The sequence below is a fragment of the Achromobacter agilis genome, assembly GCF_900496965.1.
In the GTDB taxonomy this organism is placed as follows: Bacteria; Pseudomonadota; Gammaproteobacteria; order Burkholderiales; family Burkholderiaceae_B; genus Achromobacter; species Achromobacter agilis.
The window spans coordinates 242,007-263,541 of record NZ_UFQB01000006.1; the positions used below are offsets into that span (position 1 = coordinate 242,007).

Consider the following 21,535-nt stretch of genomic DNA (forward strand, 5'->3'; position numbering starts at 1 on the left):
GGCGCCCGGCATCCGGCAGCCCGGCGCCCGCAACTTTTTCGCAGGAGATTCCATGGAAGAGGCCTTGAAAGAATTTAGCACCTGGGGTCCCAGGCTGGTGGACCTGGGCACCAATCTGCTCGTCGCCCTGCTGATCCTCATCATCGGCTGGTGGGTATCGTCCCTGCTCGGCGGCTGGGTGCGCCGGGCCGCGTCGCGGTCCAGCAAGATCGATCCCACGATCATCCCCATGTTCTACAGCACCGTGGTCTGGACGGTGCGCATCTTCACGGTGATCGCGGTGCTGGCGCGCTTCGGCGTGCAGACGGCCAGCCTGATCGCCGTGCTGGGCGCCGCTGGCCTGGCCGTCGGCCTGGCCCTGCAAGGCACGCTGCAGAACATCGCAGCCGGCATCATGCTGCTGATCCTGCGCCCCATCCGCGCCGGCGAATACGTGGCGCTGAGCTCCGGTTCGGACGGCACGGTGGAAGAGGTCGGGCTGTTCCTGACGCGGCTGGTCCAGGTCGATGGCATCCACCTGACCTTGCCCAATAGCACCGTCTGGAACGCCACCATCACCAACTACAGCCGCAACAAGACGCGCCGCCTGGATATCCCCGTGCCCGTGCGTTACGGCGACGATCTCGGCGTGGTGCTGGCCAAGCTGAAGACGCTGGTGGATGCCAATCCGGACGCGCTGAAGGATCCCGAACCGCAGGTGAAGGTGTTCGACTACAAGGAGAACGGGATCATCGTCAACGTGCGGGTGTGGGCCGAAGCCAGCAAGTACTGGGATCTGCGCTGGGGCCTCTACCAGCAAATCCGCAGCGCGCTGGAGGAGGCAGGCTTCCAGCCTCCCATCCCGCTGCGTGAGATCCAGAACCCGAAGACGGGCGCGGCCGCCTGAACGCGGCGCCTCGGCGGGCATGAAAAACGGGCGCCTTGGGCGCCCGTTTTTCATTTTCCGCGCAAGTGAGGCGCGTTGGGTTCCGGGTCGCTGGCGCCGTCCCCGAGAGGGGCGCCGCGCCAGCGGGTAAGGGGTCAGGCCTGTATCGCCAGGCGCGCCAGTTCGGCCTTGATCCAGCCGGCGATCTCGCGCTGGCGCTGGGCCGGCATGCGGTCGATGATGGCGGTGACGCTGACCGCGAGCTGCGGGGCGCCCTGGACGTCCAGCAGCGCGCAGCCCACGCCCAGGGCGCCGCGCACCGCATGGTTGCCGACGACGGAATAGCCGCGCGCGCGGGTGTTGTCGATGAGCCGGTACATTTCCTGCGGCGTCATGCCGCCGTATTCGTCCAGGCGGCCGGAATTGCGCTCGACGATGCCGCGCGCGACGTCGTCGGGCAGCGCGGCCAGCAGGGCCATGCCGCCGGACCCCACCCCCAGCGGCTGACGCTTGCCCGCGTAAGTGGCCAGGATCTGCACGGGGTAACTGCCGATCTCGCGATGCAGGCTGATCGAATCGTCATCGTCGCGCACCACCAGGAACACGGCGTCGCCCGTGCGGTCGGCCAGGCGGCGCAGCACGGGCAGCAACTGGCGCACGCGCGGGTCGCGCGAACGCGTGTCTGGGTCCACCGCCAGCTGGGCACGGTATTTCTTGGTGCCGGCCACGGGCAGGACCAGGCCGGCATCCAGCAGGGCGGCCAGCAGACGGTAGATGGTGGGGCGCTGTATGCCCGTCAGGCGCGCGATATCGGTCACGCTGAGGCCATCGGGACCCTGGTCCCGCAGGGCGGCCAGGACGGCCAGTCCACGCCGCAATGTGCGTGGGCCTGCGGCCGCGGCATCGCTGTCTTGCATGCAAATCTCTGAAAACTAGGGGTTATTCCGGAACGGTCAAGGGAAAACCATTGTCCGTACCGTGGACTCTACCTTGATGTGCCGCCCGTGTATAGCTCAGAATGCGTCATCCAATAATTCGAATCGTCCATTTCATGGACAGTACCTGCACGGAGACACTATGACTACAGGTCACAAGCCTGGACTGCGGCGTTTCGCCGCCACTCTTCTGGCTACCGCCGCAAGCGCATTCGCGATGGGCTCCGCCCACGCCGCCTATCCCGACAAACCCGTACGCATCGTGGTCGGCTTTTCTGCCGGTGGCACCACCGACGTGATCGCTCGCATTATGGCCAAGGAACTGACCGAGAGCCTCGGCCAGTCGTTCGTGGTCGAGAACAAGCCCGGCGCCGGCAGCAACATTGCCACCGACCAGGTGCAGCGCGCCGCGCCGGACGGCTACACGCTGCTGTTCGTGGCCGTGACCAGCGCCATCAACCAGACGCTGTACAAGAACATCAACTTCGACCTGACCAAGGATTTCACGCCGGTCGCGCTGGGCGCCAAGGTGCCGAACATCCTGGTGGTGAATCCCCAGGTGCCGGTGAAGTCGGTGCAGGAACTGGTGGAATACGCTAAGAAGAACCCCGGCAAGCTGGCGTTCGCGTCCTCGGGCAGCGGCACCTCCATCCACATGGCGGGCGAGCTCTTCAAGATGCAGACCGGCATCGACGTGCTGCACGTTCCGTACAAGGGCAGCGCCCCGGCCGTGACCGACCTGATCGGCGGCCAGGTTCAGTTCATGTTCGACAACATGCCTTCGTCCTGGCCGCACGTGCAGTCGGGCAAGCTGCGCGCCCTCGCGGTGACGACGGCGGAACGTTCCAAGAGCGCTCCGGACCTGCCCACGATGAAGGAATCGGGCTTCGCCAACTTCGACGTGTCGTCGTGGTTCGGCCTGATCGCCCCGGCCGGCACGCCGCCCGAGGTCGTGAACAAGCTGAACGCAGCCATGGTCAAGGCGCTGGACAAGCCCGAAGTGCAGAAGAGCTTCGAGAGCCTGGGCGCGGTGGGCGTGAAGACGACGCCGGCCGAGTTCGGCCAGTTCATCAAGTCGGAAGTGGAAGGCTGGGCTCCGGTGGTCAAGGCCTCCGGCGCCACAGTAGACTGATCTTCGCGTCCCGGGCGGCATGCCGCCCGGAGACCGATGCGTGGGGACGGGCTGATGCCTGTCCCTATTTTTTTGCGCCACGTTTGCCGGGCTGGATCGAAGCGGGGGCGGCCTATTGGGGTTTACGCGGCGTCTTGCGGCAGAGGATGTTCGTCCGCATTGCGGCCGCGGTCCGTCAGTGTCTGACACCCTTACGAGAAACGCTTTCACGCTGAAGCTGGTGCGTCAGGGTGTCAGACACCCGGGGGCAGCAGGCGCGGTCTGAGCGAGCATCTCGTACGGGTGTCAGACACTGGCGGGTGGGGTGTTGTCAGACCCCCCGGGCATTGCGGCCGCGGTCCGTCAGTGTCTGACACCCTTGCGAGACACGCTTTCAAGCTGAAGCTGGTGCGTCAGGGTGTCAGACACCCGGGGGCACAGGCGCGGTCTGAGCGAGCATCTCGTACGGGTGTCAGACACTGGCGGGTGGGGTGTCGGACACACGGGCATTGTGGCTGCGGTCCGTCAGTGTCTGACACCCTTACGAGAAACGCTTTCAAGCTGAGGCTGGTGCGTCAGGGTGTCTGACACCCGGGGGCAGCAGGCGCGGTCTGAGCGAGCATTTCGTGCGGGTGTCAGACACTGGCGGGTGGGGTGTCGGACACTTGCGGACGGCTTCTCTTGGGGGCTGGGCGACCCCGCAGCGCGGGGGCCCTCATTTTTTCTTCAGCATCGCGGTGCAGACGCCGCGCATCATGTCGACCTCGTCGCGGCTCAGGCTCAGCCGGGAGTACAGATGGCGCATGCGGGGCATGAGCTTTTTGGGGTGGGCCGGATCCAGGAACTGGACGCCGATGAGTGCCTCTTCCCAGTGGGCCAGAAAGGCCTGCACCGCCTCGCTGGAGGCCGGGGCCGCGCCGCGCGCCGGTTCTTGCGCGGTCGAGGCGGGCAGGAGGGGGGCGCCTTGGGCCACCAGCAGCGCGTAGCGCAGCTCCCAGGCGGCCAGCTGCAGGGCCTGGGCCACGTTCAGCGAGCTGTACTCCGGATTGGCGGGAATATGGCAGATGCGGTGGCACAAGGCGATCTGGGCATTGGTGAGCCCGGCGCGTTCGGTGCCCAGCACGATGGCGGCGACGCCTTCGGCGGTGTCCGCCAGGTGGCCGCGCGCAAGTTCGGCCGCCTGCCGGATGTCGCAGGGCGGCGGGCCCAGGTCGCGTACCCGGGCGGTCAGGGCGAAAGCCAGCGTCACGGGGCCCAGCGCTTCTTCGAGCGACCCATAGACCCGCGCGCCTTCCAGCACGTCCAGCGCGCCGCTGGCGAGCGCCACGGCCTCCGGCTGGCTGGTTACATCCGGAAATTTGGGCTCCACCAGCACCAGTTCGGAAAAGCCCATCGTCTTGATCGCGCGGGCCGCCGAACCGACGTTTCCGGGGTGGCTGGGGTTCACCATGATGAACCGAACACGTGAAAATGCTTGAGTCATTTAAAATGGCACGTTTGGCTTAGTGCCTTCCTGGTTTTTTGGGTCGATTTCCCCGGTTGGGGCAAGGGCGGCCCCGGGGCGCGGCAAGCGGCCTATCATCAAGCCAACTCATCGCATTCGTACGGAATTTTATGCACCCGATGCTCAACATCGCCATCAAGGCGGCCCGGCGTGCCGGCACCATTATCAACCGTGCCAGCATGGATTTGGAACGACTCAGCGTGGCTCGCAAGGGGCCGCGGGATTATGTCACGGAAGTCGACCGCGCCGCCGAGGAGTCCATTGTCGAGACGCTGCGCGCCGCTTACCCGGACCATGCCGTCCTGGGCGAAGAATTCGGCCTGCAGGGCCCCGACCAGGCCGAATTCCAGTGGATCATCGATCCCCTGGACGGCACCACCAACTTCATCCATGGCCTGCCCAACTACGCCGTGTCCATCGCGCTGACGCAGCGCGGCCAGGTCACGCAGGCGGTCATCTATGACCCGTCGCGCAACGAACTGTTCACGGCAAGCCGTGGCAGCGGCACGTTCCTGAACGACCGCCGCGTGCGCGTCTCGGGCCGCACCCGCTACCACGACGCGCTGCTGGGCGCCCACTGGCCGAATTCCGGCGACCTGGAACAGGGCTCCGCACGTTTTCGCCAGATGGCCGAAGGCAGCACGGGCGTGCGCCGCCTGGGCGCCACGGTGCTGGACCTGGCCTATGTCGCCTGCGGCCGCCTGGACGGCTTCTGCGGCGTCGGCCTGAAGCCCTGGGACCTGGCGGCGGGCAGCCTGATGGTGCTGGAAGCCGGCGGGCTGGTTGCCGATTTCGACGGCGAGCAGGGCTGGATGGATACCGGCAACGTGCTGGCCGCCAGCCCGAAGATCTTCACGCAGATGCTGGCCGCCCTGAATCCGCCGTCGGCGGCATGAGGCCGGGCGCTTCCGCCTAAAAAAAGCGCCCTCGGGTGACCGAGGGCGTTTTTTTGCGTGGCCGGCGCTCAGGACGCGGCGTCGCGCACGGCCAGTCCGCCGTCCGGCAGCGCGAACCAGGCACGCAATCCGTGTTCGCGGATGACGACGTCGGCGGCCTCCAGCGGCATGTAGGAGAAGGCCGTGGACAGGGCGTCGGCCATGGTGGCGTTGGGCGCCATCACGGATACGCTGCGGTATAGCGGCCGCGCGCGTCCGGTGCGCGGATCGAAAAGATGGGTGAATCGGCCGCCGGCATCGATGGCCGTGCCATAGCCGCCGGACGTGGCCAGGGCCTGGTTGCGGATGCGCGCGGTGGCGAGCAGGCGGGCGGGGTCCTGCGGATCGGCCAGCCCGACCTGCCAGTCGGCTGGCGCGCTCCGGCTGTCCATGCCCTGTATTTCGCCCATATCCACCAGGGCCCGTTCCAGCCCGCCCTGCTTGAGCAGTTCGGTGACCCGGTCCGTGATGTAGCCCTGCGCGATGCCGTTGAGCGTGATGCCCATTCCCGGCCGGCGTAATACGATGCGGCCGCTATCCAGCGCTATGTCTTCGTACGACACCCGCGTCAGCGCCTGTGCGACGGCGGCCGCCGGCGGGCCGTCGGGATCCGCGCCCGGCTGCGCGAAATGGGCGGCATACAGCTTCCACAGGGGCTGCACGGTTGGATCGAAGGCGCCGCCCGTCAGCCTGCCATACCGCTGGCTGACGCTGAGCAGCCGCAGCAGGTCGGCCGGAGGGTTGTCGAGGAATCCCTGGCGGTTCAGGACCGAGAGGGCGCTGTCGTCGCGGTACAGGCTGAAGATGCTCTCCAGGCGGCGTAGCTCCTGCAGCGATTGCGCGATCAGGCGCTGCGCTTCCTGCGGGTCCGGGTGGTACAGACGCAACTCCGCGTCGGCGCCCAGGGCGACGCCCTGCCACGTGGTCGGCGCGATCGACGCCGCTGCGCGGCGCGCGGGAAAGGGGGCGAGCGCCAGCGCGGAAGCGGCGGCGGCGATGCCGATGAAGCGGCGGCGGGTAGGGTTCATGGCGATAGGCCTGAAAAAGTGGCGGGAGCCGCGCGGCGCCGGGCTATTGGGCGAAGACATAGGCCTCCGGCACGTCGGCGAAACTGACGACCCGGCCGCCGTGGGTCTGGGCGAAGGACTCGGCATCGGCGCGTTGCGAGAACGGCATGGCGTCCTCGGCGCCCATGCCGCCGATGAACCTGCCTTCGATGACGTAGACGGCCTGGCGCGCGTCGATCCAGGCGGCCGGATCCGGCGCGCCGTCCGGGCCAGCCGTGGACATGTCGTTGACGTAGATGGCGCTGATGGTTTTGGGCTCTTCGGGCAGCAGGGTGTAGGCGAAGACCTGCTTGATCGACGAGAACCAGACGGGCGCCGCGCGTCCCGTGAGAAAGAGCTGGCCCTTGGGGCCGTTGTGCTCGTTCAGGGTCATGCCGCAGTAGTGGCCGACGGATTCCGCGGTCACGGCCTGGGGCGGTGGCGGAGGGGCCTCGGGACCCGAGCCGCTGCCGCAAGCGGCGGCGAGCAGCACGGTGGCGAGGGCAAGGGCAAGCCGCAGGCGTCTCATAGCTGTTTGTTCCGGAAAGCCGCCGTCGCCAGCAGGAAAGGAACCGCGATCCACAGCAGCAGGGCGGTGATCAGCGCGGCCAGCGGCAGGCTGGCCTGGTCGCTCACTCCCGCCATGCCGGCGTACAGCGAAATGTTCTCGAAGCCCGTTAGGTTCAGCAGGCGGTAGACGTCGGAGGGGTTGAGCAGCAGCAGCGTGTTGAGCAGGCCCGGGCTGACGTGGCGTCCCTGGTCCGCCGCCAGGACGCCCAGCAGCGCCATGTCGTAGATCACGACGAAGAACAGCCAGACGCCGAGGGCGATGCCGGCGGCCGTGGCGCGCTCGCGCACCAGCGTGCTGATCAGGTAGCCCATGGCGAGAAAACTGGCGCCCAGCAGCACGCTGGCGCCGATCAGCAGGGCGAAGGGTTGCCAGGCGCTGGCGTCCAGGTCGCCGTAGGCCCATTGCAGCGCCAGTCCGGCCGAACCGTAGCCGGCGCCCGTGGCCAGCGCCAGGATGGCCAGGTGCCCGATGAACTTGCCCACCAGCACCTGCCAGCGCGACACGGGGTAGCTGAGCAGCAGCGCCATCGTGCCGCGGTCGACCTCGCCGACCACGGCGTCATACGCGAGCAGCATGGCGATGAGCGGAACCAGGAAGATCGACAGGCTGGACAGGCTGACCACGGTGACGGTCAGCGGTTCGGCCTTGACCGTGCCGGTCGGCGAACTGCCCAGCAGGCCCAGGGCAAGCGCCAGCGCGCCCAGCAGCAGGGCGGTCGCCAGGACCCAGCGGTTGCGCAGCCCGTCGCGGATTTCCTTGCCGATGATGGTGCCTACCGCGTTCATACGTCTTCCCGTTCAAGCAGATGTGCATAGATGTCGTCCAGGCCCGGCACCTGGATGTCCAGGTCGTGGATGTCGGACGATATGGCGCCGATGCTCCGGATCGCCTCGATCTTGTCGTGTTCCTGGCAGGCCAGTTCGTACCGGCCCGCCTCGATGCGGCGCCAGGCGCCGGGCGGCTGGGCGTCCGCCTCCGCGAGGGTCAGGCGGATGCGGATCGGCAGGCCGGTCGAGCGCCGCAGCGCCGACATGGCGCCGTCCGCGATCTTCCTGCCGGCCTTCATCACCACGATGCGGTCGGCATGGCCGGCCAGCTCGGACAGGGCGTGCGTGCTCAGCAGGATGGTGGCGCCGCCCGCGCGCAGTTCGTGCACGACGTCGTAGAACATCAGGCGCGAGGCGGGGTCGAGCCCCGTGGTGGGTTCGTCGAACAGCAGGACACGGGGCTGGCCTAGCAATGCCTGGGCCAGCGCCAGGCGCTGGCGCATGCCCTTGGAGTAGCCGCCTACGCGCCGCCGCGCCGCGCCGGAGATACCCACCTTCTCGAGCAGCGCGGCATTGCCCGACAGCGGCTGGCGCTTGAGCCGGGCGTAGAACGCCAGCGTTTCCTCGCCGGTCATGGACGGGTGCAGCGCGACGGTTTCGGGCAGGTAGCCGATCCGGTTGCGCAGGCGCGCCGCGGCGGGGCTGTGCGCGTCATGCCCGAACAGCGCGACGCGGCCGCGCGTGGGGCGGATCAGACCCAGGATGAGCTTGATCAGCGTGCTCTTGCCGGCGCCGTTGTGGCCGGCCAGCGCGACGCACTCTCCTTCGCGCAGCTGCAGCTCCAGGCCATCGATGGCATGGTGCGCGCCATAGTGCTTGCTGACGCCGGACAGCGTCACAAGGTCGGTATTCATGGGGACTCCTTGGAGCGGTCGGCGGCCCGTTGCGGGGGCTGCATGAGCGGGGCGCTGTCGATGACGCCGCCGGGCAGGATGGCGGGAAACTGCGACTGCGCCCAGCGCACGACGGTGATCGCGGGGCTGTTGAGCAGGATCCGCGCCGCGGGCGCGCGCCACAACAGCTGGTCGACCACGTCGTTGGGCCGGTAGGCTGTATCGGCGATGCCGTCGCCGTCCAGGTCGAAGGCGGTGTTGTCGCTCCAGTAGTTGCCGCGGCCGTTGACGGACCAGTCCAGCGTCCGGGTGCTGACGTACTTCACTTGGTTGCGGTTGTTGATGAATGCGTTGCCGGAGATCAGGTTACCCTCCGAACCGGCGGTGAAATGCACACCGATGTCGCAGTTGGAAAACTGGTTGTCCTGGAACACGTTCCGGTTGGCGTTGTAGATGAACACGCATTTCGCGGCGCGGTCCACCGAGTTGTTCGTGATGCGGGAATGGTTGGCGTAGTTCAGCATCAGGCCTTGCTCGCGGCTGTCCAGCGCCACGTTGTCCCGCACGATCAGCCGGTGCGAATACATGATGGCGTAGGCCACGTCCGTGCCGGTCGAGACATTGCCGCTGATCTCGCTGTCGTTGGTGTACATGTAGTGCACGGCATAGCGCAGGTCGTGGAAGCGGTTGCCGCTGAACGTGTTCTGCTTGCTGGTGTTGACGAAGATGCCGTCGCGGCCTGCCGAGATGTCGTTGTCGAGGACCCGCGTGCCCGGGGTGTTCCAGAGCGTGACGCCGTTGCCCCGTTCCGCCACCCTGAGTTCCTTGTTGCCTACGATGCGGTTGCCGCGCACCATGGCATCCGAGGGCCCCCAGACGTGGACGCCTACCAGGTTGTCCAGGATGTCATTGGCTTCCACCCGCGCGCGGTGCGCCGTGCGGTCCAGGAAGATGCCCGCGTCCATGTCGGACAGGCTCAAGCCCGAGCGGGTGACGGTCAGGTGGCGCAGGGATACGTCCTCCGCCTTGATCCAGAGGGTGCGCCCCTGGCGCGTGCCGGCAATGACCGCCGAGCGGTCTTCCGGCCCTTCCAGGGTCAGCGGCTTGTCGATGACGATGCCGCCGGCATAGGTGCCCGGGGCCAGCTTGAGCACGTCCCCGGCCTGGGCGGCCGCGACCGCCTGCGCCAGGTCGGAACCCGGGGCGAGCGCGTGCACGGCCGCCCCCGCGGCGCCGGGCAGCGCCAGGGCGAGGGCTGCCAGCGCGGCGCGGGCGGCCCTCCCACCGCCGCTCGTCAGCATTGCGATGAACATCATGGAGGCTACGCGGTCTTCTTGGGGTGAACGATCATCTGGCCGGACATTTCCATGTGCAACGCGTGGCAGAACCACTGGCAGTAGTACCAGTACACGCCCGGACGATCGGCCGTGAACGTGACCGACGAGGTGGCCTGGGGCCCGATTTCCATGGCGATGCCGTGGCCTTCGAGCGTGAAACCGTGCGTCAGGTCTTCGATCACCTCCATGTTCGTCACCACCACGGTGACCTCGTCGCCCTGGTTCACCTCGAACTTCTTGAGGCTGAACATCGGAGCGACCGCCATCATGTACACGCGCACCTTGTTGCCTTCGCGCACCACCTTGGCGGCATCGTCGAGCGAAACGCCGTCCTTCTTGGCCATCTGGCGGGCGTCTTCCCACATGGGGTCGTCGCGCTTCCAGACGCTGAGCGGATGAACCTTGGAGCGGTGGACCAGGCACATGTCGTGCGGCTCGGCGAAGCTCGGGCCGTCGTGCACCAGCTTCATTTCGTCGCCGGAAATGTCGATGAGCTGATCGTTCTCGGGCTTCAGGGGGCCCACGTTCAGGAAGCGGTCCTTGGAGAACTTGTTCAGCGACACCAGCCACTTGCCGTCGGCTTCGCGGGTTTCGCCCATCGTGGTGTGGTTGTGGCCGGGCTGGTAGTGCACGTCCAGCTTCTGGATGATCGGGTCGACCTTTTCACCCTTGAACGCGCGCTTGGCCTTGTCGATGTTCCACTTGACCATCTGGCTGTCGATGAACAGCGTGGTGTAGGCGTTGCCGCGGCCGTCGAAGGCCGTGTGCAGCGGGCCCAGGCCGAGCTGGGGTTCGGCCACCACGCAGTCGCGCGGCTTGATCTTGTCGTCGAACAGGTCGTCCAGCGTGCGCACGTCCAGCACCGTCACGGTGGGCGACAGCTTGCCGTTGAGCACCACGTGGATGCCGTCGGGCGCGGCGTTGCAGCCGTGCGGCGAGTTCGGCACGGGGATGTAGCGGGTGTACTTGGACCCGTGGCGGCCGTCGATCACCGGCACGCCGCCCATCATCTTGTAGTCGCCCTTCTTGACGGCTTCTTCGATGCGCTTGATGTTGAACACGACGACCCAGTCCTGCTCGTTGGCCGACATTTCCTCCACCGTGACGCCCTTCTCCGAGTTGTAGCAGGTGGAGAAGGAATACTTGCCCTGGTAGTCGGCGTCGCCATTGTCCAGGTTCCCGTCGACCAGCACCTGCCAGGCAACCTTCATCGTGTCGCCGTCCAGCGCGGTGTAGACGGCGAAGAAGTTCTTCTTGGGATCGTCGAGCACCTTGCCGTCATTCGGCAGCGGCGAGATATGTTCGCCGTTGGCGAAGACATAGCCGGTGCGCGGATAGCGCTGCGGCCGCAGGCCGTGCACGCCCGATACGTTGGGCAGCTCGGTGATCTTGTCCGTCTTCATCACGTCGAGCCGGATGCGGGCGACGCGGTTATTGGCCTTGTCGTTGATGAACAGGTAGCGGCCGTCGTAGGTGCGGTCGGTGAACGACAGGTGGGGGTGGTGGGCGTCGCCGTTCAGGAAGACGCCGCCCTTGTCCTTGAGGTATTCGCGGGTTTCGGGCGTCAGGCCTTCGGTGAGCACCTTGCGGCTTTCGTTCGTGCGGCCCCAGCCGGTGGCGCTGCAGTGGTTGAAGACCGGGATGCGGACCAGTTCGCGCATGGACGGCAGGCCCAGCACACGGACTTCGCCCGACTGGCCGCTGGAGTTGAAGGCATAGTATTCGTCCAGCTCGCCGGGCCCGACGTGGCCCAGGACCCCGTTGGCGCCGGCTTTCGCGTCCTTGCCGTGCGCGGTGGAAATCTGCGCGCCCGCCACCAGGCCAGCAGCGCCGGTGATGGCTGCGGTTCCGAGGAAGCTGCGGCGGGTAAGGCCAGCCTTTTCGGGATTCTTGTCGGACATGGATAACTCCTTGATAGGGACGGCGGCTGGCGCCGTGGTGTAAAAGCGGGTCCCGCGCCGCGCCCGCCGGGCGGGTGGTCTGCTCCAAGTAAAGGTTTCGCCTTGGAGCGGCCCGGCGGCCGCGGCGGGGGGTCAGGCTTCGGGTTGCGTGTTCGGGTTCGGTGCGCGGTGCATGACGATCGGCTGCTCGACGGGTTCCGCCGGCGGACGGCGCCGTTCCCGCTTGGCCTTTTTCTGGATCAGGTGCGGACACTTCTGATCATGGTGGTAGAGCATCTGGCAGTGCAGGCACTGGATGCACTCGTTGGGGTTGATCTCGCCGGTGGGGTCGATGGCCTGGACCGGGCATTCGAGGTTGCAGCGCTGACAGGGATTGCCGCAGTCGCGGTAGCGGCGCAGCCAATTGAAGATACGCAGCCGGGCGGGGATGGCCAGCGCGGCGCCCAGCGGACAGAGGTAGCGGCAGAAGAAGCGCTCCACGAACAGGCCGGCCGCCAGCACGGCCAGGGCGAACACCACGAACGGCCAGTAGCGGACGAAGCGCAGGATGATCGCCGTCTTGAACGGCTCGATCTCGGAGAGCTGCTCGGCCAGCGCCAGGTCGTACAGCGAGAAGCCGAAGAGCAGGAGGAAGATGACGTACTTCAGCGTCGACAGGCGCTGGTTCACGCCATGGCTGATCTTGACCTGGCGCACGCCCAGGCGCTTGGCGACGCGGTTGGCGAGTTCCTGCAGCGCGCCGAACGGGCACAGCCAGCCGCAGAACGCGCCGCGGTTCCAGAAAACCATCGAGATCGCGGTGGCGCACCACAGGATGAACACCAGCGGATCCATCAGGAAGTATTCCCAGCGGAAGTCGCTGCGCAACGCCGAGAAGAAGGTCAGCACGTTCACGATGGACAGCTGGGCCTGGCCATACCAGCCGATCCAGAACAGCGCGAACGCCAGGAACGCCAGCCGCAGGCGGTCGTGCAGCAGCGGGCGGCTGGTGAGCTGGTCCTGGAAGAAGAAGATGCCCACCAGCACCAGCAGCGCCACGGTCAGGACGGCGACCTGGCCGGCCTTGCCGCGCCAGATCTGCTTCCACAGCGCCGGCGCGGGGTCGTCGGCGGGGGCGGCCTGGGCTGCGGCAGGGGCGGCCGCGGAAGCGGCGGCCGGCTGTGCGCCCTCCGCGGGCCGGGTGTAGGCCTGCGGCAATTCATAGGCCAGGTCGAAGGTGACGAACGCCTTGTCGTTGACGCTGAGCACGCGCTGCACCATGAGCTGCAGGCGCCAGGGCGCGACGGGGTCGAGCGAGGCGTCGTCGGGCACGACGAACAGCGCCACCTCGCGGAACGCCGGCGCTCCCTGCGCGGCGATGTCGGCCAGGCGCTGGTGGTTGCGGTCCCGGAAGCGGAAGCTGCTTTCGTCCTGGATGACTTCGATGCGGTCGAAGATGCCGCCGCGCACGTAGCCGGAACCCTTGAAGGAATAGGCGCCATTGCCCGCCACCAGCACTGCCTGCTGGCCGGGCTTGAGCCTTTCCTTCAGGCGCTGCCATTCCGTATCGCCCAGCAGGCTGCGGCCGATCGCCGGCACGCTGACGAGCGCGGCGTAGAGGTCGATGAAGGTATCCGCGCCGGCGGCCTCGGTGCCCGCCGCGGCGTCGTTCCTGCCGGATTCCCGGAACGCCTTGTTGACGTCCTCGGGCATCAGGCGCAGGTTGCGCACCGCGCCGGCGTCCAGCAGGGCCTGCCAGGATTGCGTCGTATCGTTGGTGTCGTCCACGACGCGGGCCGCGATCCGTGCCGCCTGCTGCGTGGGGGCCGCCGTTTTGTCGATGCCGTAGGCGCGGGCGACGGCAATGGCCGAACGCGTGATGCTGTCGCCGATCACCATCAGCGTGACGGTCGCGCCGCTGATGATGTCCACCGGGGGCGGCGCCCCGTGGCGGGGAGGGGACTCGACGAAATTGAGGCCGACGTAGCCACTGATGAAATGGTCCACCTTGGCCTGCGGGATGCCGATGAGCACGATGGGCTCATGGTGCTCGACGAGCTTGGCGCCCATGATGCGTCCGTCGTTCGCCAGGGCGACCAGCACGTCGATGGGCTTGCTGGAGTAGCCGCGCGTGTTGACGACGTCGGACGTGAGGTAGACGAAGCCCAGCTGGCGGCCGCCCGCATAGACCTTCGCGGCCATCGGCTTGCCGGCGGGCGCGTCGACGCGGTCGGCGCCGGGGAAGAGCTCGCCGATCGGCGTGGCTCCCAGGAAATCGGGCAGACGCTGCGCCTGTGCGATACCGGCGCTCAGCGCGTATAGCAACAAGGCAAGAAATACCGCCTGAATGAACCGAGTGAACCCTAGCCCCGCCGCTGTGCTGCCTTGCATGCTCGAACTCTTTTTGTTTGCAATTGTTTGCAGGCATCCTACGAACTTGCCGGGCCCTTCGTATTGCGGTTTGTCAATGGGCGTCATTTCGGCGCGGGCGCCGCGTCAATAGCCCTACGCTGTTTGGGGATTTCCCGGTTTTTGGGCGTATGAACGAGGCGGCCTTGATGTCCGTCAATAAGACGGTTTGCGCGGCGTCCTAGACTTGTCCGTGGCGGCAGCGACGCAGGCATGTGCCTCGCTCGAGTCGAATGGCCGCCTTGATTACGGAGAGTCTCCATGCTGGCAAAAGCCACACTAGCCATCGTTCTGTCCGCAGCCAGCCTGCCCGTGCTGGCCGCTCAATGCGAAGCAACCATCGAAAGCAACGACGCCATGCAGTACAACCTGAAGGAAATGGTCGTCGACAAAAGCTGCAAGCAATTCACCGTGCATCTCAAGCATGTCGGCAAGATGGCCAAGGTCGCCATGGGCCACAACTGGGTGCTCTCGAAAGAGGCCGACAAACAAGGCGTGGCGACGGACGGCATGAACGCCGGCCTGGCACAGGATTATGTCAAGGCAGGCGATGCCCGCGTCATCGCCCACACCAAGGTCATCGGTGGCGGCGAGTCGGATTCGGTGACGTTCGACGTGTCCAAGCTGACCCCGGGCGAGGCCTATGCGTACTTCTGCTCGTTCCCTGGCCACTGGGCCATGATGAAGGGCACGCTCAAGCTGAGCAACTGATCGGTCCCTAGCAGCGGATACCGGCCCTGGGCCGGTTTTTTTTGCCTTCAGCCGCCCCGGCGGGCGGAAAAATGCCCTGGTTCCTATGGTCTAAACCGCCTGCGTTTCAGGCGTACGGAGGGGGCGCGTCACCGGCGTGTCACGGATTTTCCATGTACGATTACCGGTCGTGTAACTTCTGGAGCTCCTGATGGAGTGGCTGCTGGACCCCACAGCGTGGGTCGGCTTGCTTACCCTGGTCGTCCTTGAGATCGTCCTGGGAATCGATAACCTTATTTTCATCGCCATCCTGGCGGACAAGCTGCCCCCTGCGCAACGCGACCGCGCGCGCATCATGGGCCTGAGCCTGGCGCTCATCATGCGTCTGGGCCTGTTGTCGGTCATGTCATGGCTGGTCACGCTGACCGCCCCCCTGTTTTCCATCGGCCCGCTGTCATTCTCCGGGCGCGACCTGATCCTGATGATCGGCGGCCTGTTCCTGCTGTTCAAGGGCACCATGGAACTGCATGAGCGCCTCGAAGGCAGCCAGCACGGGGGCTCCTCGGGGCCGCGCGTGTACGCCAGCTTCTGGGTGATCGTGACGCAGATCGTGGTGCTGGACGCGGTGTTCTCGCTGGATTCGGTCATTACGGCTGTCGGCATGGTGGACCACCTGGCCATCATGATGATCGCCGTCGTCATCGCGATCGGCATCATGCTGCTGGCGTCCAAGCCGCTGACGCGCTTCGTCAACGCCCACCCGACGGTGGTGGTGCTGTGCCTGGGCTTCCTGCTGATGATCGGCTTCTCGCTGCTGGCGGAGGCGTTCGGCTTCAAGGTGCCCAAGGGCTACCTGTACGCGGCGATCGGCTTCTCGGTGGCCATCGAGGCCCTCAACCAGGTGGCGCGCCGCAATCTGCTCAAGCTGGACGCGCGCCGCCCCATGCGTGAGCGCACTGCCTCGGCCGTGCTGCGCATGCTGGGCAAGCGGCCGCCGGCCGACGAGCCCGACCTGCCCAGCGCCGACGGCCCCGCCATTCCGGCGTTCGGGGTCGAGGAGCGCAATATGGTCAGCGGCGTGCTGACGCTGGCCGAGCGCTCGATCCGCTCGATCATGACGCCCCGCACGGACGTGTCCTGGATCAATATCGACGACGACCCGGAAATCATCCGCAGCCAGCTGACCGAGGCGCCGCACAGCTTCTTCCCGGTCTGCCGCGGCTCGCTGGACGAAGTCCTGGGCATCGGCCGCGCCAAGGACCTGGTGGCCGACCTGATCACCGAGGGCCGGGTGCGCCGCAACCGCCTGCGCGACCCGATCATCGTGCACGAATCCATTGGCATCCTGCGTCTGATGGACACGCTCAAGCGCTCGCGCGGCCAGCTCGTGCTGGTGGCCGACGAGTTCGGGGCGATCGAGGGGCTGGTGACGCCCATCGACGTGTTCGAGGCGATCGCGGGCGAATTCCCCGATGAAGACGAACTGCCCGACATCGTCGCGGATGGCGACAATACCTGGAAGATCGACGGTGCGGCCGACCTGCACCACGTCGAGCAGGTGCTCGATACCGAAGGCCTGGTCGACGACGCCCAGGACTTTTCCACCCTGGCGGGCTACCTGCTGTCGCGCTTCGGGCACCTGCCCAAACCCGGCGATGTCTGCGAATATGAAATCCATCACGACCATTTCCGCTTCGAGGTCCTGGAAATGGACGGCCGCCGGATCGCCCTGGTGCGCGTCGAAAAGCGGCCCCAAGAACTGCATGCCGACGACGCCTCCCTTGCCAACGACTAACTGGACCGACTACGCATCGTGACCGAAAACGCGCTATACCTGATCAAAGCTTTCGTCCTGGGCGTCATCGAGGGCCTGACGGAATTCATCCCCGTATCCAGCACCGGCCACCTCATCCTGGTGGGCGACTGGATCAACTTCCAGTCCAGCCAGGGCAAGGTCTTCGAGGTGGTGATCCAGCTGGGGTCGATCCTGGCCGTGATGTGGGTCTTCCGGGCGCGCCTGCTGCGGCTGGTCCGCGGCACGCTGACCGGCGTGCCCAGCGAGGTGGCCTTCACCCGCAACCTGATCATCGCCTTCCTGCCGGCGGCCGTCATCGGGGCGATTTTCATCAAGTCGATCAAAACCATCTTCTACCATCCCGGCGTGGTGGTGGTAACCCTGGTGCTGGGCGGCCTGATCATGCTGTACGTGGAGCGCAAGACGCACCATACGCCGGGCGACCAGCCGGGCGCGGCCGACGACACGGCCTCCGACGAGCGCGCCACGGCCCGCACGCTCGAGCAGATTTCCTGGAAGCAGGCGCTAGGCGTGGGCGTGGCGCAATGCCTGGCCATGATTCCGGGCACTTCGCGTTCGGGGGCGACCATCATCGGCGGCATGATCGCAGGCATCCAGCGCAAGACGGCAACCGAGTTTTCGTTCTTCCTGGCCATGCCGACGATGCTGGGCGCCGCGGTCTATGACATGTACAAGAACATGGACCTGCTCACCCAGAACGACCTGGCGGGCATCGCGGTCGGCTTCATCGCCGCCTTCCTGAGCGCCATGGTGGTGGTGCGCGCCGTGCTGCGCTTCGTCGCCAACCACACCTACCGCGTGTTCGCGTGGTACCGGATCGTCTTCGGCGCCGTGGTCGCGGCCTGGATCTTCACCCGCTGACGGCAGCCGCAGCCGATCCCAAGTAAAAAGGGCCTCGCTGATGTTGCGAGGCCCTTTTCATTACGATGCTTCCAGGTCGTAGAACTGCAGACCGTCGCGGTCGATGACCAGCCAGCCGCCGCGCGGCGGCGTGACGTGGTCGCAGTCCCAGTCGGGCAGTACCCAGCGTTCGCACTTCCTGCCGTCGACGTCCAGCACGTGGCGGGCGGGGCGGTGCGTATGGCCGTGCACCAGCACGCGCACGCCCGTATCGCGGAAGATGCCTTCGATGGCCGCGGCGTTGACGTCCATGATTTCCATGGATTTGGCCTGGTTGGCCGCCTGGCTTTCGCCGCGGGCCTGTTGCGCCATTGCCAGCCGCTCCGGAATGGTCTTGGCCAGGAATTCGGCCTGCCATTGAGGATTGCGGACCATCTGGCGGAATTGCTGGTACGCGGCGTCGTCCGTACAGAATTCGTCGCCGTGCGTGAGCAGGACCGGACCGAAATCCGTTTCCAGCAGCGCGGGCTCGGGCAGCAGCCGGGCGCCCAGCGCCGTGGCGAGTTCCTCGCCGATGAGGAAGTCGCGGTTGCCGCGGCCGAGCCACACGGGAATGCGCGCGGCGGTGCCCCGGAGCGCCGTCAGCGCCGTGGCAAGCCACGGCGGCGCGGCGCGGATCACGTCGTCGCCGATCCAGGCATCGAAGATGTCGCCCGGCAGCAGCAGGGCGGCAGCTTCTTCCTGCGCCGCCTGCAGAAAGGCCAGAAAGGCCTCCGAGGTGGCCGGCGTGGCCGGCCCCAGGTGCAGGTCGGACGCCAGCCAGATAGGGCCGGACAGGCTGATCTTATTCAAGAACTTCGGCCTTCTCGATGATGACGTCTTCGTTCGGGACGTTCTGGTGGAAGCCCTTGTTGCCGGTCTTCACGCCCTTGATCTTGTCGACGACGTCCGTGCCTTCGGTCACGGTGCCGAACACGGCATAGCCCCAGCCATTGGGAGTGGGGGCCGTGAAGTTCAGGAAGTCGTTGTTGGACACGTTGATGAAGAATTGCGCCGTGGCCGAGTGGGGATCGCTGGTGCGGGCCATGGCCAGGGTGTACTTGTCGTTCTTCAGACCGTTGTTGGCTTCGTTTTCGATGGGGGCGTGGGTCTGCTTCTGCTTCATGCCGGGTTCGAAGCCGCCGCCCTGGATCATGAAGCCATCGATCACGCGATGGAACACCGTGCCGTTGTAGAAACCTTCCTTGACGTAGGTCAGGAAGTTTTCGACGGTCTTGGGAGCCTTGGCGGCATCCAGGGTGATGACCATGTCGCCTTGGTTCGTTTGAAGCTTAACGCGGGGGTTGGTGCTCATGGCTTTTGTGCCTTCAGAGGTAGAGGTGGAGGAGGAGGCCGCCGGGGCGGCGCTGACGAGCGCCGGCGCGAATGCGGCCAGCGCGAACGAGCACGCCGTCAGGCGCAGCAGGTGGAGAGGAGAAAATCGGGACATCATTTGCCTTGTTTATCCTTCAACATGGTTTCGACTTCGCGGGCCTTGTCCTTCATGCCGGGCACGCCGTCGGCGGCGGCCTTCTTGTAGGTGCGCAGGGCCTGCAGGAGTTGCAGGTCGCCCAGGTTGGCGCGCGCGGCGGCGTAGCCCGGATCGGCGCGCAGGGCCATTTGCAGGGCATCCTCCGCTCTTTCGAGTTCGCCGCGGCCCGCATATAGGGCAGCCAAATTGTTCCAAGGTTCCGGAAGCTCCGGGAACCGGGTGGTCATTTCGGTGTAGACGTCGATGGCCTCGTTCGTGCGGTGCAGGGCCGCCAGCGCGCGCGCGTGCTGGAACATCAGCTGCACGTCGGTGCCCCGCTGGTCCTTGATCTCGGCCTGGCGCTTTTCGATCAGCGCGAGCGCTTCTTCGTTGTCGCCGCGGTTCAGCAGGCGCTCGATGTGCGTGGTGACCTGCGAAGGCGAGGGGATCAGGCGCGTATCGACGCCGGGCTTGATGGCTTCCAGCAGGTTGGCCAGCCCCTCCCAGCCGCCTTCGGGCGGGATGGGATCCAGGGTGGTGCGGCTGGCGTTGGGGTTTTCACCTGCGCCGCCGGCCATGGACTGGGCAAGAGGGGCTCCAACCGGCGCGCTCGCCAGGGTCAGAGCGAGCAGGGCGACGCGAAAGCGCGGCTTGATAGTCACGTGGTCATCCGTTAAAAGTCGTGGCGGGTCATCGCTTACGCGCGCGACCGGGCCGCTTGCTATACTTGACGACCACCATTTTAGCCCTGGTTGGGTTTTGGCTCGACATTGGGCAAGAGGTCCGGCAAGTATCGCCGGAAATGCGGTCCCGGAAAGATGATCCCGGGGCTGGGGGTGATGCAGGGTGTGATGCGGGATCCGGATGCAGGATCCGATCCGACCCGGCGGCACGCGTCGAGGGTATTTTCCTTCGACGGCAACTTTCCGCAACCGCCACGGAACATTTAGACAAAGCCGAACAGAGCGCCATGCTGCAAATCTACAACACGTTATCGCGTACCAAAGAACCGTTCAAGCCGGCCCAGGCTGGCCAGGTGCGCATGTACGTGTGCGGCATGACCGTCTACGATTTCTGCCATCTGGGCCATGCCCGCATGCTGGTGTCGTTCGACGTGGTGCAGCGCTGGCTGCGCGCCAGCGGCCTCGCGGTCGATTACGTGCGCAACATCACCGACATCGACGACAAGATCATCCGCCGCGCCGTCGAGACCGGCCGCCGCATCGGCGAGGTCACCGAGTTCTACATCGACGCCATGCACGCCGACGAGCGCGCGCTGGGCGTCGAGACGCCAGACCGCGAGCCCCGCGCCACCCAGTACGTGGGCGAGATGCTGGACATCATCGGCAAGCTGGAGCAGAACGGCCTGGCCTACCAGGCCGAGGACGGGGACGTGAACTACGCCGTCCGCGGCTTCGCAGGCTACGGCAAGCTCTCCGGCAAGACGCTGGACGACCTGCGCGCCGGCGAGCGCGTGGCCGTGGGGTCGGCCAAGCGCGATCCGCTGGATTTCGTCCTCTGGAAGTCCGCCAAGGCCGACGAGCCGGCCGACACCAAGTGGGAATCGCCCTATGGCCTGGGCCGTCCGGGCTGGCACATCGAGTGCTCGGCCATGAGCAAGGCCCTGCTGGGGCTGCCGCTGGACATCCACGGCGGCGGTCCGGATTTGAAGTTCCCGCACCACGAAAACGAAATCGCCCAGACCGAAGGCGCCTTCGGCGGCGCGCTGGCCAACATCTGGATGCACTGCGGCCCGCTCATGGTCGACTCGGACAAGATGTCCAAGTCGCTGGGCAACTTCCGCACCATCCGCCAGACCGTTGCGCTGGAAGATCCCTCGGCCGACCAGGCTACCTATCGCGTCAACCCGCGCGAAGCGGAAATGGTGCGCTTCTTCATCGTGCGCAACCACTACCGCAGCCCGCAGAACTACACACCGGACAACCTGATCGACGCGCAGAACGCGCTGGACCGCCTGTACCAGGCACTGCAGAACGTGCCCGCCGACGATCAGGGCATCGACTGGAACGAGCCCCAGGCCCAGGCCTTCAAGGCGGCCATGGACGACGACTTCAACAGCTCGGGCGCGGTGGCAGCCTTGTTCGAACTGGCCTCCGAGGCCAATCGCGGCAAAAGCGCGCGCAGCGCCGGCCAGATGAAGGCGCTGGCGGCCCTGCTGGGCCTGCTGCAGCAGGATCCGGCGGTCTATTTCCAGTCGCCCACCCGCTATTCGGCGGCCGCGATGGAGCACGGCGAGCGCCGCGCGCTGGACGCCGAGGCCATCCAGTCCCTGATCGACGCGCGCGCGGCGGCCAAGGCCTCCCGCAATTTCGCCGAGGCGGACCGCATCCGCGCGGAACTGCGCGAGGCCGGCATCGAGCTGGACGACAAGCCGGGCGGCCTGACGCAATGGCGTCGCGCTTGAG

The 21,535-nt window shown here is 66.4% G+C and carries 19 protein-coding genes; 7 read left to right on the forward strand and 12 right to left on the reverse strand.

Annotated features, from left to right (window positions below; genetic code table 11):
• Positions 1-52: 52 nt before the first annotated feature.
• Complete coding sequence (locus AGI3411_RS10165; RefSeq protein ID WP_129527239.1) at positions 53-886, forward strand: mechanosensitive ion channel family protein; 834 nt, start codon at positions 53-55, stop codon at positions 884-886.
• Between the two features lie 134 nt (positions 887-1,020).
• Here the strand turns inward: AGI3411_RS10165 and AGI3411_RS10170 are convergent, their stop codons facing one another.
• On the reverse strand, positions 1,021-1,782 hold the full coding sequence (locus AGI3411_RS10170) for an IclR family transcriptional regulator (RefSeq protein ID WP_129527240.1): 762 nt from the start codon (positions 1,780-1,782) through the stop codon (positions 1,021-1,023).
• Between the two features lie 160 nt (positions 1,783-1,942).
• Between AGI3411_RS10170 and AGI3411_RS10175 the strand changes: the two genes are divergently transcribed.
• Positions 1,943-2,932 carry a Bug family tripartite tricarboxylate transporter substrate binding protein gene (locus AGI3411_RS10175; protein ID WP_129527241.1) on the forward strand — a complete coding sequence of 330 codons (990 nt, stop codon included), beginning with the start codon at positions 1,943-1,945 and terminating at the stop codon, positions 2,930-2,932.
• 694 nt (positions 2,933-3,626) lie between these two features.
• Here the strand turns inward: AGI3411_RS10175 and AGI3411_RS10180 are convergent.
• Positions 3,627-4,394, reverse strand: coding sequence for an RNA methyltransferase (locus AGI3411_RS10180; protein WP_129527242.1), 768 nt, complete (start codon positions 4,392-4,394; stop codon positions 3,627-3,629).
• Between the two features lie 131 nt (positions 4,395-4,525).
• Between AGI3411_RS10180 and AGI3411_RS10185 the strand changes: the two genes are divergently transcribed.
• Positions 4,526-5,311 carry an inositol monophosphatase family protein gene (locus AGI3411_RS10185; protein WP_129527243.1) on the forward strand — a complete coding sequence of 262 codons (786 nt, stop codon included), beginning with the start codon at positions 4,526-4,528 and terminating at the stop codon, positions 5,309-5,311.
• A gap of 68 nt (positions 5,312-5,379) precedes the next feature.
• On the opposite strand, the gene AGI3411_RS10190 is transcribed toward AGI3411_RS10185, so the two are convergent.
• The 7 genes from AGI3411_RS10190 to AGI3411_RS10220 all read right to left on the reverse strand — a co-directional run bounded on the left by AGI3411_RS10190 (position 5,380) and on the right by AGI3411_RS10220 (position 14,235).
• Positions 5,380-6,378: an FAD:protein FMN transferase gene (locus tag AGI3411_RS10190; protein ID WP_129527244.1), complete on the reverse strand. Its 999-nt coding sequence runs from the start codon at positions 6,376-6,378 to the stop codon at positions 5,380-5,382.
• A gap of 43 nt (positions 6,379-6,421) precedes the next feature.
• A complete protein-coding gene (locus tag AGI3411_RS10195; protein ID WP_129527245.1) occupies positions 6,422-6,925 on the reverse strand; it encodes a nitrous oxide reductase accessory protein NosL in 504 nt (167 codons plus the stop codon).
• Positions 6,922-7,752, reverse strand: a complete 831-nt coding sequence (locus AGI3411_RS10200; protein ID WP_129527246.1) for an ABC transporter permease — start codon at positions 7,750-7,752, stop codon at positions 6,922-6,924. The genes AGI3411_RS10195 and AGI3411_RS10200 overlap by 4 nt, the downstream gene beginning before the upstream one ends.
• Complete coding sequence (locus AGI3411_RS10205; RefSeq protein WP_129527247.1) at positions 7,749-8,648, reverse strand: ABC transporter ATP-binding protein; 900 nt, start codon at positions 8,646-8,648, stop codon at positions 7,749-7,751. The genes AGI3411_RS10200 and AGI3411_RS10205 overlap by 4 nt, the downstream gene beginning before the upstream one ends.
• Positions 8,645-9,943: a nitrous oxide reductase family maturation protein NosD gene (locus tag AGI3411_RS10210; protein WP_129527248.1), complete on the reverse strand. Its 1,299-nt coding sequence runs from the start codon at positions 9,941-9,943 to the stop codon at positions 8,645-8,647. The genes AGI3411_RS10205 and AGI3411_RS10210 overlap by 4 nt, the downstream gene beginning before the upstream one ends.
• 5 nt (positions 9,944-9,948) lie before the next feature.
• Complete coding sequence (gene nosZ / locus AGI3411_RS10215) at positions 9,949-11,865, reverse strand: TAT-dependent nitrous-oxide reductase (RefSeq protein WP_129527249.1); 1,917 nt, start codon at positions 11,863-11,865, stop codon at positions 9,949-9,951.
• A gap of 132 nt (positions 11,866-11,997) precedes the next feature.
• Positions 11,998-14,235, reverse strand: a complete 2,238-nt coding sequence (locus AGI3411_RS10220) for a NosR/NirI family protein (RefSeq protein ID WP_244240309.1) — start codon at positions 14,233-14,235, stop codon at positions 11,998-12,000.
• Positions 14,236-14,514: 279 nt separating this feature from the next.
• On the opposite strand from AGI3411_RS10220, the gene azu reads away from it, so the two are divergent.
• The 3 genes from azu to AGI3411_RS10235 all read left to right on the forward strand — a co-directional run bounded on the left by azu (position 14,515) and on the right by AGI3411_RS10235 (position 17,620).
• Entirely contained in the window at positions 14,515-14,964 is a 450-nt protein-coding gene (gene azu, locus AGI3411_RS10225; RefSeq protein WP_129527250.1) for an azurin, read from the forward strand.
• A 190-nt stretch (positions 14,965-15,154) separates the two neighbouring features.
• Positions 15,155-16,738 (forward strand): TerC family protein, encoded by a 1,584-nt coding sequence (locus AGI3411_RS10230; RefSeq protein WP_129527251.1) that lies wholly within the window; start codon positions 15,155-15,157, stop codon positions 16,736-16,738.
• Positions 16,739-16,756: 18 nt separating this feature from the next.
• Entirely contained in the window at positions 16,757-17,620 is an 864-nt protein-coding gene (locus AGI3411_RS10235) for an undecaprenyl-diphosphate phosphatase (protein ID WP_129527252.1), read from the forward strand.
• 60 nt (positions 17,621-17,680) lie between these two features.
• Here AGI3411_RS10235 and AGI3411_RS10240 read toward each other — a convergent pair whose 3' ends face one another.
• The 3 genes from AGI3411_RS10240 to AGI3411_RS10250 all read right to left on the reverse strand — a co-directional run bounded on the left by AGI3411_RS10240 (position 17,681) and on the right by AGI3411_RS10250 (position 19,771).
• A complete protein-coding gene (locus AGI3411_RS10240) occupies positions 17,681-18,451 on the reverse strand; it encodes a UDP-2,3-diacylglucosamine diphosphatase (RefSeq protein ID WP_129527253.1) in 771 nt (256 codons plus the stop codon).
• Positions 18,444-18,953 carry a peptidylprolyl isomerase gene (locus tag AGI3411_RS10245; RefSeq protein WP_042794482.1) on the reverse strand — a complete coding sequence of 170 codons (510 nt, stop codon included), beginning with the start codon at positions 18,951-18,953 and terminating at the stop codon, positions 18,444-18,446. Before AGI3411_RS10245 ends, AGI3411_RS10240 begins: the two co-directional genes overlap by 8 nt.
• 134 nt (positions 18,954-19,087) lie before the next feature.
• Entirely contained in the window at positions 19,088-19,771 is a 684-nt protein-coding gene (locus tag AGI3411_RS10250) for a tetratricopeptide repeat protein (RefSeq protein WP_129527254.1), read from the reverse strand.
• Positions 19,772-20,079: 308 nt separating this feature from the next.
• Here AGI3411_RS10250 and cysS point away from each other — a divergent pair, with 308 nt between their 5' ends.
• Entirely contained in the window at positions 20,080-21,534 is a 1,455-nt protein-coding gene (gene cysS, locus AGI3411_RS10255) for a cysteine--tRNA ligase (RefSeq protein ID WP_129527255.1), read from the forward strand.
• The last annotated feature ends 1 nt before the right edge of the window (position 21,535 follow it).

Excerpts from the sequence above, each read along its gene's own strand:
- AGI3411_RS10165 (WP_129527239.1), top strand. The coding sequence starts at position 53 with ATGGAAGAGGCCTTGAAAGAATTTAGCACCTGGGGTCCCAGGCTGGTG.
- AGI3411_RS10170 (WP_129527240.1), bottom strand. The coding sequence starts at position 1,782 with ATGCAAGACAGCGATGCCGCGGCCGCAGGCCCACGCACATTGCGGCGT.
- AGI3411_RS10175 (WP_129527241.1), top strand. The coding sequence starts at position 1,943 with ATGACTACAGGTCACAAGCCTGGACTGCGGCGTTTCGCCGCCACTCTT.
- AGI3411_RS10180 (WP_129527242.1), bottom strand. The coding sequence starts at position 4,394 with ATGACTCAAGCATTTTCACGTGTTCGGTTCATCATGGTGAACCCCAGC.
- AGI3411_RS10185 (WP_129527243.1), top strand. The coding sequence starts at position 4,526 with ATGCACCCGATGCTCAACATCGCCATCAAGGCGGCCCGGCGTGCCGGC.
- AGI3411_RS10190 (WP_129527244.1), bottom strand. The coding sequence starts at position 6,378 with ATGAACCCTACCCGCCGCCGCTTCATCGGCATCGCCGCCGCCGCTTCC.
- AGI3411_RS10195 (WP_129527245.1), bottom strand. The coding sequence starts at position 6,925 with ATGAGACGCCTGCGGCTTGCCCTTGCCCTCGCCACCGTGCTGCTCGCC.
- AGI3411_RS10200 (WP_129527246.1), bottom strand. The coding sequence starts at position 7,752 with ATGAACGCGGTAGGCACCATCATCGGCAAGGAAATCCGCGACGGGCTG.
- AGI3411_RS10205 (WP_129527247.1), bottom strand. The coding sequence starts at position 8,648 with ATGAATACCGACCTTGTGACGCTGTCCGGCGTCAGCAAGCACTATGGC.
- AGI3411_RS10210 (WP_129527248.1), bottom strand. The coding sequence starts at position 9,943 with ATGATGTTCATCGCAATGCTGACGAGCGGCGGTGGGAGGGCCGCCCGC.
- nosZ (WP_129527249.1), bottom strand. The coding sequence starts at position 11,865 with ATGTCCGACAAGAATCCCGAAAAGGCTGGCCTTACCCGCCGCAGCTTC.
- AGI3411_RS10220 (WP_244240309.1), bottom strand. The coding sequence starts at position 14,235 with ATGCAAGGCAGCACAGCGGCGGGGCTAGGGTTCACTCGGTTCATTCAG.
- azu (WP_129527250.1), top strand. The coding sequence starts at position 14,515 with ATGCTGGCAAAAGCCACACTAGCCATCGTTCTGTCCGCAGCCAGCCTG.
- AGI3411_RS10230 (WP_129527251.1), top strand. The coding sequence starts at position 15,155 with ATGGAGTGGCTGCTGGACCCCACAGCGTGGGTCGGCTTGCTTACCCTG.
- AGI3411_RS10245 (WP_042794482.1), bottom strand. The coding sequence starts at position 18,953 with ATGAGCACCAACCCCCGCGTTAAGCTTCAAACGAACCAAGGCGACATG.
- cysS (WP_129527255.1), top strand. The coding sequence starts at position 20,080 with ATGCTGCAAATCTACAACACGTTATCGCGTACCAAAGAACCGTTCAAG.